At 71.3% G+C, this 11788-nt stretch carries 9 protein-coding genes; 6 read left to right on the top strand and 3 right to left on the bottom strand.

The features are described 5' to 3' along the window. Nucleotides 1-70: 70 nt before the first annotated feature. A complete protein-coding gene (locus PV796_RS07205) occupies nt 71-244 on the bottom strand; it encodes a GNAT family N-acetyltransferase (protein WP_342456957.1) in 174 nt (57 codons plus the stop codon). A gap of 590 nt (nt 245-834) precedes the next feature. On the opposite strand from PV796_RS07205, the gene PV796_RS07200 reads away from it, so the two are divergent. The 4 genes from PV796_RS07200 to PV796_RS07185 all read left to right on the top strand — a co-directional run bounded on the left by PV796_RS07200 (nt 835) and on the right by PV796_RS07185 (nt 6392). Then, nucleotides 835-1134: an MFS transporter gene (locus tag PV796_RS07200; protein WP_274912083.1), complete on the top strand. Its 300-nt coding sequence runs from the start codon at nt 835-837 to the stop codon at nt 1132-1134. A gap of 88 nt (nt 1135-1222) precedes the next feature. Beyond that, complete coding sequence (locus PV796_RS07195; protein WP_274912082.1) at nt 1223-1840, top strand: nitroreductase family deazaflavin-dependent oxidoreductase; 618 nt, start codon at nt 1223-1225, stop codon at nt 1838-1840. 111 nt (nt 1841-1951) lie between these two features. Beyond that, a complete protein-coding gene (locus PV796_RS07190; protein ID WP_274912081.1) occupies nt 1952-2380 on the top strand; it encodes a MerR family transcriptional regulator in 429 nt (142 codons plus the stop codon). A 637-nt stretch (nt 2381-3017) separates the two neighbouring features. After that, nucleotides 3018-6392, top strand: a complete 3375-nt coding sequence (locus PV796_RS07185) for a CHAT domain-containing protein (protein WP_274912080.1) — start codon at nt 3018-3020, stop codon at nt 6390-6392. A 164-nt stretch (nt 6393-6556) separates the two neighbouring features. Here the strand turns inward: PV796_RS07185 and PV796_RS07180 are convergent, their stop codons facing one another. Both PV796_RS07180 and PV796_RS07175 read right to left on the bottom strand, forming a co-directional pair. Continuing rightward, nucleotides 6557-7846, bottom strand: a complete 1290-nt coding sequence (locus PV796_RS07180) for a cytochrome P450 family protein (RefSeq protein ID WP_274912079.1) — start codon at nt 7844-7846, stop codon at nt 6557-6559. Nucleotides 7847-7929: 83 nt separating this feature from the next. Continuing rightward, the gene (locus PV796_RS07175; RefSeq protein ID WP_274912078.1) at nt 7930-8688 is read right to left on the bottom strand and encodes a TetR/AcrR family transcriptional regulator; all 759 of its coding nucleotides are present in this window, start codon (nt 8686-8688) and stop codon (nt 7930-7932) included. Between the two features lie 227 nt (nt 8689-8915). On the opposite strand from PV796_RS07175, the gene PV796_RS07170 reads away from it, so the two are divergent. Together PV796_RS07170 and PV796_RS07165 are read left to right on the top strand one after the other, a co-directional pair. Continuing rightward, on the top strand, nt 8916-9608 hold the full coding sequence (locus PV796_RS07170; RefSeq protein WP_274912077.1) for an RraA family protein: 693 nt from the start codon (nt 8916-8918) through the stop codon (nt 9606-9608). A gap of 775 nt (nt 9609-10383) precedes the next feature. Continuing rightward, nucleotides 10384-11547, top strand: coding sequence for a PP2C family protein-serine/threonine phosphatase (locus tag PV796_RS07165; RefSeq protein ID WP_274912076.1), 1164 nt, complete (start codon nt 10384-10386; stop codon nt 11545-11547). The last annotated feature ends 241 nt before the right edge of the window (nt 11548-11788 follow it).

Here is an 11788-nt window from a genome sequence, read left to right as displayed (position 1 = left end):
GGGGCTCGGGGGTGAATCGGGAGTGGATCGGGGGGTGGTGCGCACACCGTAGATTGGTCCATACCTTTCGTCAATGGGTGTGGCACGGTGGGGAATTGGGGGCAGGAGAGCGTGCGTTGACGAACATGGTGTCCGCGACGATCCGGTCGTACCCCAGCTCGCCGAGGCCCCTCCGGACGAGGGCGAGCGCGCCCTCGGTGGCGCGCCCCTTGCCCCAGGCGGCCCCGCGCAGCCGGTAGCCCAGACCGACCGGCGGAGCTCACCGGACTGTCCCTGATCAGGTTGCCCTTGACCCGCCTGGCCATGACCTGACCGTTCTTGACCTGCCTGGCCATGACCTGCCTGGCCTCGATCGGGCTGTCCTCGACCGGACTGAGGCAGTGCCAGCCCAGGAATGCGCCGGTGGCGCGCAGTTGAGTGGCCCAGAAGCCGTCCGGCGGCATCCGCTCGAAGGACTCGGCCCGGATCTCCTCCCGCGTCCTCGGATGGCCTCCGGTGAGGTACCGCATGATCTCCGGGTCGCCGTCGACTTCCACACCAGGTCGAGGTCGGCCTCGGTGCCGGTGAACGGACGGAGCACGAGCCGGTCGATGGTCAGGAAGACGTGCATGCGTCGGTGGGCAGTGGGGCGGACGGCCGGTGCCAGTCACATGCGGGTGGGGGCGGAGAGGGGGCGACTTGACCTTCACCTCGGCGTGAACGTCGAGGGTGGTACCCATGAACACCTCGGACGCCCCCAGGGCCTGGGACAGGCCGAACTCCTCGAACTCCTCGGGCATATCGAGCTCTCCCACGGAGTGCCCGACGGAGCGTCGCCACACGGGAGCGTTGACCGTGTTGACGCTGTGTGCCTTCACCCTCGGTACCGGCGAGATCATGATCGCCGGAATCCTGCCGGAGCTCGCGGCGGATGCCGGTACCTCCCTGTCCATGGCCGGCCTGTTGGTCAGCGCTTTCGCATTGACCGTGGTCGTCGGCGGGCCGCTGCTGGCGCTGGCCACCACCAGGGTCCGCCGACGGACCCTCCTGGCCATGTTGCTGACGCTGTTCGCCCTGGGCAACGCGGTGTCCGCCGCGACGCAGCACCCCCCAGAGCCACCAGCTCGCAGTCACCAATCCACCACCAGCGCATGACCACTAATCCATCACCACCAACCCACAACCCACAACCACCACCAGCGCAAGCGGCATCAGCCGACGCGACAAGCAGGAGGGCGCCACCATGGACAAGAACCACGGCACCTACACGGAGGAACCGCATGGGAAGGGAGCCGGGTGGAAGCCGCATGACACCGAGCAGTCGTCGCACGAAACCGGCCGGCAGTCGCACGGCACCCGGAGGGGACCGCACGGCAACTCACTCGCCTCGGGTGACAACGAGGTCAACCGTCGGGTCATCGCGGAGTTCCGCGCCAACGGGGGCGCGGTCGGCGGCCCGTTCGCGGGGCGGCCGCTGCTCCTGCTGACCACTCGGGGGGCCAGGACCGGCCGGCCGCGCACCACGCCGGTCTGCCATCTGACCGACGGCCCGGGGCGGCTCGCCGTCTTCGCCTCCAACGGGGGTGCGACCACCCCGCCGGCCTGGTACCGGAACCTGATCGCCCATCCCGAGGTCACCGTGGAGGTCGGCACCCGTATCTACCGGGCCCGCGCGACCGAGGCCACCGGGGCCGACCGGGCCCGCCTCTGGGAGCGACAGGTCGCGGCCGACCCGCAGTTCGCCACCTTCCGGGAGCGCGCCGGACGCCCCGTCCCGGTCGTCGTCCTCACGCCCCTCGACGAGCTCTCACTCGACGAGCCCCCCTCGACGACGCCCCGGGTTGACGACGCCCCGGCTTGACGATGACTCGGCATGACCACGGCCCGGCTTCACCGTCACCCGACTTGACCTTCACGTCGACGGCAAGGTTTACGCTCCCTCTGGACACCAGCCACCAGAAGAGAGAACACCATGCGCATCGGGGAACTCGCCCGCACCACTGGCACCACCACCCGGGCGCTGCGCTACTACGAGGAGCAGGGCCTACTCCGCCCCGACCGCTCGACCAACGGCTACCGCAGCTACGGCGAGGGCGCCGTGCGGGTGGTGGCGAACATCCGACTGCTACTGGCCGCCGGCCTGACGACCGACGACCTGCGGCTGCTCAACGGTTGCCTGCGCGACGAGTTGACCGGTTCGCACGCGTGCGCCGACCCCAACCCCAAGATCGAGGTCTTCGAGCAGCGGCTTGCCCTGCTCCAGAGCCGCATCGACGAGCTGGCCGCGGTCCGCGATCAACTCCTGGCCCGGCTGTCGGACCTGCGCGGGCAGCCGGCCCGGCCCGGGCGCCCGCACTGCCCGTCGACGGCCCCACGGACCGGCCACGCCACCGCGGCATGAGCCGGCTGACACCCCTAACTCGACTCGCTGGCAGGTCAATTGAGAGACCATCCTCACGCCCGGGTCCGCCCTCACCCCGACACCTTGGTACCGGGAGACCAGCCTCATACCTGGGATTGAGCCGACGAGCCCGCCAAGTGCGAACCACGGGTTGACGCGACCGACCAGCCTCGCCGGGCACGGTTGAGTCGTGATCGAAGCCAACCGACTCCCGCCCGTACGGCCGAGCAGCCGTACCACCCGCCTCAGCCACGACCGCAAGCGCAACTGCCACCGTCACCACAACCACAACCACAACCACAGCCGTTTCCGCACCTGCACCCGCAGCCACAGCGTCGCCCGCCTCCGCCGCCATGGCCACGGCTGTGTCCGGAACCGAGCGGGTGAGCCGCCGACGGCGCCCCGCGTCCCGCGCCGCCCGAGTTCCTGGCGCGGCGCGCTGAGATGGGCAACGACGGCCGCCGCGCGGATTCTTCGCCACCGCCCCTCGGTGCTGCGGAAGGCATGTGCTGCCGGCCCGATGAGTCCTATGCTGGGCTGCCTAGGGAGTCCGCAGGGACCGTGCGGTAGGGGGAGCGCCGTGCGGCTCCGCGGGGGTGAGTATCGGCCACCGCCTTCTCGGTCCAACGGGGGCGTCATGCGAGAGCTTTCACGGGACCCGGCGAGGGACTCCTCGCGGGACGGTTCACGGGACCGGCTGCTCATCGCGGTGCGGCGAGCCATCGCCGCCGTCCGCGACACCGGCGACCTCGCCGAGCTCCGGTTGCTGGAGCGACAGGGCTCGATCACCCGGCTGGTGATCACCACGGCCGACACCAACTGGCCGGACCTCGCGGCCCTGCACGCCATCGGTGTGGCCCGCTGGCTCCAGCACGTCGCCGGCGCCGAGGGCGCGTACCACGCCGAACGGGAGGCGTCCCTAAGGCCGTTGGCCCACGTCTACGCCCGGGAGCGGGACGCGGTGCCGTCCGAGGCCGCCGCGGTGCTGGAGGCGCTGCGGTCCGGGCGCCGCCTGAACGGTCCCCGGGTGTCACGGGAGGTGCGCCGCCAGGTGCTCGCCGGCCTGCGGCGACGCGAGGAACTGTCCCAGGAGTTCGTCACGGCCGCCCGCGGGCTCGATCCACACGGCGGTCGGCCATACCAGGACGCCGAGGCCCTCCGCCCCTTCCTCGGCCTGACACCACGCCATCGCCCGGACCGGGTACGGTCCTTGCGCCTGTTGACGGTCACCCTCCAGACGGCGCACCGCGAGACGGGCGACGCCGCCGCACTGGCCGAAGCCGTCCGCCTCGGCCGCGAGTTGCTGCTGCTCATCCCCGCCGGCGGAGCGCACTGGGCCGACGCGGTCGCCCACCACGCCCGGGTGATCGGTGACCACTACCGGCACACCCACGAGCGCCAGGACCTCGACGAGGCGATCGACCGCGGCCGGGAAGCCCTCCGACACACCCCGCCGGACGGCGAGTGGTTGGCGGCCCGGCTGGACACCTTCGGCCTGCACCTGTCGCTGCGCCACGACGTCACCGGCGCCATCGCCGATCTTCACGCGGCGATCGACGCCTGCCGCGGTGCCGTCCGGGCCGCCCCCGCCGAATCCCCGGACGCTACGCCTCACCGGGCCCGCCTGGCCGGCCTGTTGGTGAAGCGCCACCGGGCCACCGGTGACGGAGCCGCACTGGACGAGGCCGTGCAACTGGTCCGCGGCGAGCCCCAACCGCTCCCCACCCCGGGCCGCGACGGGGTCCTCGACCAGCACGCGGAGGTGCTGCACGCCGAATACCGGCGCACCGGGCTGGCGGACGTACTGCACGACGCCATCGCGCTGTACCGTCAGGCCGCCGAGGAACGACGGGCCCGCGGCGGCAACTCCACCGCCCTGGCGAACGCCCTCAGCCGCCTGGGCAATGCCCTCCACGACCACTGCGCCGACCCCCACTACGACGACCACCCCGACCAGGCCGACCACTTCGACCATCCCCACGGCTCGGACCACCCCGATCCCTCCGAGCAGGTCGGCCCCTTCGACCAACTCGATCGCCCCGACCACTCCGCCCACTCCGCCCCCGCCCCGGCCGACCAACGGCCCGCCGAACCTCCACTGCTGCGCGAGGCGATCACGGTCCACCGCGAAGCGGTGGCGGCGAGTGGGGCCGACGACCCGCAGCGGCCCGGCCACCTCCGCGACCTCGCCCGCAGTCTGTGCGAGCGGGCCCGCCGGACCGGCCGCCCGGAAGCCCTCGACGAGGCGATCGCCCTGCTACGTGAGGCCATTGAGACCGCCCGCCCCGCCCACGGCGTCCGCTCGGGCATGCTGGCCCACCTGACCGCCGCCCTCCTGGAGCGTCAACGACACACCGACGGCGACGCACCGGAGACCAAGCTCCTGGGGGAGGCACACACCTTCGCCGAGACCGCCGCCCGCAACGCCACCGGAGCTCCGCACGAACTGATCCGGCTGCACCGGACATTGGCGGAGTTGGCCACCGCCACCGGCCGCCACCAGGAGGCCGCCGCGGCGTACGCCCGGGCCGTCGCGCCGCTGCCCCAGGTGGTGCCCCACCAACTACACGGCAGCACCTCGGAGACCCAACTGAACGGGCACGCCCGGGGCCTGGCCGCCGACGCAGCGGCGGCCGTCCTCACCGCCGGCGGCCCCGACGCCCCCGCCCGCGCCCTGGAAGTCCTCGAACGAGCCCGCGGCACCCTGCTCACCAGCGCCCTCGGATTTCACGGCGAGGACGAGACCCTCCGAGCCACCGCCCCGCAGCTCGCGGCCCGATTGGCGGAGCTGCGCATCGCCCTCGCCACCGTCCCCGCCGCATCCGACCGACGCCACCAACTGGCCGAGCAGTGGGGCGCGTTGCTCGCCGAGATCCGGCACCTGCCCGGCCTGGACGGCTTCCGCAGGCCGCCGCGGCTCGCCGCACTCCGCCCGGCGGCCGCCGGCGGCCCGGTGGTGACCGTCAACACCAGCCCGCTGCGCTGCGACGCGCTGATCCTCACCAGCAGCGGAGTGACCGCCGTACCGCTCCCCGCCCTTTCGTACGACGAGGCGCAGACCCGCGCCGCACGCTTCGCCGAGGCATGGCGCACCGCCGAGAGCCCCGACGCCGCACCCGCCGCGCGCCACGCAGCTCAGGCGTACCTCCGCGCAACCCTGGAATGGCTCTGGGACACCACGGCCGCCCCCGCCCTCGACCACCTCGCCCGCACTCCCGACCACCACACCCCCGACGACCGCGCCGGCGCCTCCCAACTGCCCCGCATCTGGCTCTCCGCCACCGGTCCCCTGGCCCTGCTCCCACTGCACGCCGCCGGCCACCACACCGACCCGGACGGCACCCGCACCCTCCTCGACCGGGCGGTCCTCTCCTACACCCCGACCGTCGCGGCACTCGCCGCGGCCGTCCGCGCCGCCTCCCGCCGAGGCGCACGGCCGCACCGGCTCGCACCCCTGGTGGTGGCACTGCCCCGCACCCCCGGCTTCGCCCCCTTGCCGGGCGCCCCGACACAGGCCCAGGACGCCGCCCTGCACTACGGCCCCGACACCGTCCTGCTGGACGACGAAGAAGCCACCCACACAAGGCTGTTGGCGGCCCTCCCGGCCGCCAACCACCTCCACTTCGCCGGCCGTGCGGTCGCCGATCCGACCCACCCCCACATCGACCACCTGATCCTCCACGACCAGCCGCTCACCCTCTCCGAGATATCCCGACTCCGCCTCACCGACGCCGAGTTCTGCTACCTCTCGACCTGTACCACCACCGGCCCCGACCGCCTCGCCGACGAGGCCGTCCACCTCGGTGCCGCCATGCACCTCGCCGGCTTCACCCAGGTCGTCGCGCCCCTGTGGCCCGTAACGGACACCACCGCCACCCACACCGCCCGCCTCTTCCACACCAGCCCCCACCCCACCCCCGCCCACGCCCTCCACCAGACCATCCGCACCCTCCGGGCCAACGCCCCCTCGCAACCGAACCAATGGGCGGCCCAGGCCCATTACGGCCCCTGAGGAAGCACCACGCCCACCGGCCCGGAGCCCAGAGTCCAGCACGACACACAAGATCGGTCATGACACGCGTGCAACCGGCGGCGACACTGCGCCGCCCCACGATGGAAGCGGGCGCCGCCGCCCCATGCCGAGGGGCGACGGCCCACGGCCCGCATTCCGGAGACTCAGCCGAGCCGGATCGGGAGCTCGCTCAGCCGCCAGTTGCCCGGCAGCGGTATGCGTCGGAGCTCCTCCGGCTCCACCGCCAGCGACACGGCCGGATAGTGCGCGAGCAGCTTGCCGAAGGCCACCTCGCCCTCCTGCCGGGCCAGGCTGGCACCCAGGCAGTAGTGCATGCCGTGGCCGAAGCCGACGTGGTCCTCGGCGCGGCCCGCCGGGTGGCGGGTGATGTCGAGTCGGGCGGGGTCGGCGTAGTGGCGGGGGTCGTGGTTCGCCGAGACCAGGATGGGCATGACGGCCTCGCCCTTCGCGATCCGCACGCCCGCCAACTCGGTGTCCTCGGTGGCGTAGCGCAGTTGCGTCAGATGCACCGGGCCGCACCAGCGCATCAGCTCGTGCACCGCGCGGGGGAGCAGCCCTGAATCCGCCTTCAGCAGCCGCAACTGGTCGGGGTGCGTGAGCAGGGCGGCCGCGCCGTTGGTGATGAGGTGGGCGGTGGTCTCGTGCCCCGCGATGACCAGGGTCACCACCAGCGTGACCATTTCGACGTCGCTGAGCCGGCTGCCGTCGTCGTCGTGCGTGCGGATCAGCTCGCTGAGCAGGTCGTCGGTGAGTGCCGCGCGCCGTTCACGGATGAGCTCGTGAATGTAGTCGATCATCGCCGGGAACGAGTTCTTGAGCCGATCCGGCCCCAGCGAGGCGAGTTGGGAGCTCCATGCCCTCCACTGCGGCCGGTCCGCCTCCGGGATTCCCACCAGTTCGCAGATGACCGTGATGGGCAACGGATAGGCGAAGTGCGTGATGAGGTCGACGACCCCGTCCTCGGCGTGCTCCGGGAGTCGGCTCAACAGATCGTCCGCGATGTCCTCCACCCGGGGCCGCAGATCGGTGATCTTACGGGCGGTGAAGGCGCGGGAGACCAGCCGCCGGAGCCGGGTGTGGTCGGGGGCGTCCATGGTGAGGATGGAGCCGTCGAGATAGACCCGGTAGCGCTCGGGCAGCCCCATCATGTCCATCAGTCGGCTGCGCGGGTTTTCCCCGTCCGCGGTCTCCTGCGCGAACGCGGGGTTGTTGGCGAAGCGGTGGTCGCGCAGCACCACGCGGGCCTCATCGAAGCGGGTGATGAACCACACGGGGGTGTCGTCGACGAAGCGGCCGCGGACCACGGGGCCCTGCTCGCGCAACTCGCCGTATCCGGTGAACGGGTCGGTGATCAGGGCGGGTTCCAGCACGTTCGGCTCGCCGGGGTGTTTGCCGACGTATTCGTTGAAGGGGTTGTTCGCCGATTCGGTCATGTCTTTCTCCTGTGAAATGAGCCTGGGCGAAACGGAGCCGTGGTGGGGCGCGGCCGGGACGAGCCAGCGGCCCGTAGGGGAGATCACTCGCGCAGCTGCCGGCGTATCTCCGTGGCGCTGCTTTCCTCCAACTGCTCATACAGCGCGATGATTTCGGGCGCGGCGGCGACCGCTGCCTCTTCCATGCTGCTGTAACGCAGCGGACGGGCAGCCGCGTTGGTCTCGGTCCGGGCCGCGCGGAAATCCTCCGCCGGCGTTTCCAGCATCCTGCGGAGCGTCTCGGCGAGGAGGTCGCCGCGCACCTTCGGATTCTCCGGCGCCCGGTCGTAGAGCATGGCCTCGGACATGAGGAACCCGGTGGTCGTGGACAGCAGCGCGTATTGCAGGTGTGGCACGTCGAGGTCGGAACGGATCAGCCCGTGCTGCCGCAGCACGTCGAGATAGCGCAGCAGAACCTGTTCGCTGAGCGCCATCAGGTCAGCGAATTCCTTCTTTGCGGTGTCGCTGAGCCGGCCGAGAATATCGACGTCCTCGGTGTGCATGGCGCGCAGCACCGGCTCCTTGAGGAAGTCGCCGTAGTAACTGCGCATCGTCCGGCTCGGCAGGATCTCCAGTGGATCGGACCGCATGCGGGCCAAGTGCTGCCGCTGAGTGCGCCATTTGACGTTGAGTACGACGGCCAGCAACAGCGAGTCCTTGGTCTTCCAGTGCAGATAGACCGTGCCCTTGCCGACCTTGGCCCGCCGGGCGATCTCGTCGATCGTCACCCGCCGGTATCCCCAGGCGAGCAGCAGCTCCCCGGCCACCTCCAGGATGCGCTGACCGCGTTCGTCCCGTTCCAAGTCCCTTTTCCTTCCCCGTTCGTGACCGGATTTCGAATCTGGTCACGGAGTCAAAGTACGACCGGAACTGTCGGGTCGGTAGGGTGGATTTCGGCCACTCGCGGGCCACGCCAAGGGAGTTGGGCGCCCCTGTACGGGACTCCAACAGCCGGGGAGCATGGCACCGTTCGCCACACCCCGCGCCGACCGTGCCGAGGCGGCGACGGGACCGACCCGAGGAGAACGCCATGTTCACGTCCTTCGCCGAGCTGTCCACGCCCTTGGTGGCCGACGCCTGCGTGCGGCTCGGCGTACCGCTGCGCGCCGCACCGCCCGGAATCGGGGCCGTGGTTCCCGGTCACCGGGTCGCCGGACGCGCGCTGCCCGCCCGGCACTACGGGAGCGTCGACATCTTCCTGGAGGCGTTCACCGACGCCCGGCCCGGTGACGTCCTGGTCATCGACAACGGCGGCCGCCAGGACGAGGCGTGCGTCGGCGACTTGCTGGCCCTCGAAGCACACGCCGCGGGACTGGCCGGCGTGGTGATCTGGGGGCTGCACCGGGACACCCCGGAACTGGTGGAGATCGGCCTGCCGGTGTTCAGCTACGGCCGCCTGGCGCCGGGCCCGCTCCGACTCGCCGACCGGGAACCGGACGCCCTGGCCAGCGCGCGCTTCGGCCCCCACCGAATCACCGCCGAGGACGCGGTATTCGGCGACGATGACGGCGTGCTGTTCGTCCCCGCGGATCGCACCGAGGCCGTGCTGGACACGGCCCGCACGATCCGGGAGACCGAGCGCGAACAGGCCCGCAGGATCCGCGCGGGCGAGCCCCTCCGCCAGCAGACCGCCTTCGACGACTACCTCGCCCGCCGCGCCGCCGACCCGAGCTACTCGTTCCGACAGCACCTCCGACGCATCGGCGGAGCCGTGGAGGAGTAGCCGCGCCGCCGGCCATCAACCTCCGGCATGCGGCCGCGCTCCCCCTACGCCCAGGGGTTGATTCCGCTTTACCACCCACGGGTTGACGCCAACGATCGCCGGATCGCGGACAGTGGAGTGCGTCGGGCACAGCGCGCGCACCCGCCCGACGCACTCATCCACCATCTGACGCCGCATGCCCGATAGGGGGAGCACCATGATCAGCGCCCAAGCACACCAAGCGATCCCAACAACGCCGCCCGCACCCCTCACACCAACAACGCCGCCCGCCCCAGCAATGCCCACAACACCAACCACACCAGCCATGCCAACCACGGCATCAACATCGTCCACACGCCACAACTCCACCCCAGTCAGCGGGACTTCACACCCTCCACAGTCACTCGCACCCGCACACGCCGCCGCATCGCCATCCCGAGCCCGAACACCCGCGTATCCCGCGCATCATGCATCCGCACCCGCCACCCACACACGGAGCCTGACCATGCGGGCGCCGCCGGACCGAAGACGGTGAGACCTGGGAGAGCTCAGCGGCCTGATGACGCAGGGGTCTGTACGGCGGCCGAGGAGAGGTGACATGCCGCCGATGGCGTAATCGTCGGGTTGGCTGTTCGGGAGCGTCAGGCTGTGGACCTTGAGCACGGTCGAAACAGGAGTCCATGGCGGGAGACCCTGTTGAACAGGTCGCGTGAATGGGTCGTTGAGCGGTGGCGCGGAAGACGAGGGTGACGGCGTTGACGAGTCCGGTCCCCGCGGCGCGGCGGGAGCCGCCGTCGTGAGTCAGTCGGGCCGCGGCCGGCCGACCCAGCGGCTCTCCGGACTGGTGGACAGCAACGGCTTCGAGGCGCCGACGGTCCCCGCCTGGATGCGATGGCTTCCCGCCCTCTACGTCCTGATCGTGCTGCTACTGGAGTTCGTGACGCCCACGCAGTGGGCGGTCAGCTCCCTGCTGATCGCCGTGCCGGTGCTCGCGGCCTTCACCCACGGCCCGGTAGGCGTCGCCGTGGTCACCGTCTTCGCCGTCGCCCTGGAGGGCGTGCTCGCGGGCACCCCGTGCTGCACGGGTCACAACATCCATCAACTGTGGGGGAATCACTATGTAGCGACGTATATCTCCACCCTCATCGTGGGGATCATGGGCGTGGCGCTGGCCGGGTACCGGCGGCGGCAGCAACGGCACCTGGTACGCGTCAACTCGGTGGCCGAGGCGCTGATGCGGACCCTGCTGCGGCCGGTTCCGCAACGGGTCGGCAAGGTGCTGGCGGCGGGTCTCTACCGGTCCGGAGAGATCGGCACCATGGTGGGCGGGGACCTCTACGACATCCGTGCCACTCAGGCCGGCGAGCGCGCCATCATCGGCGACGTCCGCGGCAAGGGGCTCCAGGCGGTTCGTACGGTCGCCGACATCCTCGGCAGCTTCCGCGAGGCGGTCTACGACCCCGGGGACCTGCTCGCGGTGGCCGCCCGGATGGAGCGGCGGTTGGCCCACGAGGCTGCGGAAATCCCCGACGACGAACTCTTCGTGACCGCGGCCCTGATCGAGTACGACGCCCTGGCCCAGCAAGTGACGATCATCAACCACGGGCACATCGAACCGGTGTTGATCTCGGGAGGGGAGGTGACCGCTCTCACCGGGCCGCCCGCCCTGCCGCTGGGACTGGGTGGGTTGTCCGCGGAGCCACCGGTGTCGTACACGCACCGCTTCGCCCACGGCGATGTGCTGCTGCTCTGCACCGACGGGCTGATCGAGGCCCGGGACCACACCGGGGTGTTCTATCCGCTGCTGGATCGCCTCATCCAGCGGTTCGGCGGCCGGCCGTCCCCGGGGCCGGCCGATGTCATCGACTTCCTCAACGCCGATCTGCCCCGTCACACGCGCATCCTCCACGACGACGTGGCGATCCTCGCGATCGCACCGCGCGTCGAGGGGCCGGAGTAGTCCCCGGCACCGTCGGACGTCGGCGCATCGGCGGAGGCCGCCGGGCATCGATGAGACGACGCGCCCGTCCCCAGGGAACAAGGCCGGGAAATGAGGAGAGGGGGAGCAGGACAGACGGGAGTGGGAGAGGGAGGGGGTGGGGGCGGGGGAAGGAGAGGGGAGAGAGCTAGGAGAGCTGGGGGCACAGGGCGGGTTCGGACTCGGGTCGCTTCCGGCCGCTGGGCGGAGGAACCTGGAAACG

Source organism: Streptomyces sp. WZ-12 (assembly GCF_028898845.1).
Taxonomy (GTDB): domain Bacteria; phylum Actinomycetota; class Actinomycetes; order Streptomycetales; family Streptomycetaceae; genus Streptomyces.
This window is presented reverse-complemented; position numbering and strand designations above follow the sequence as displayed.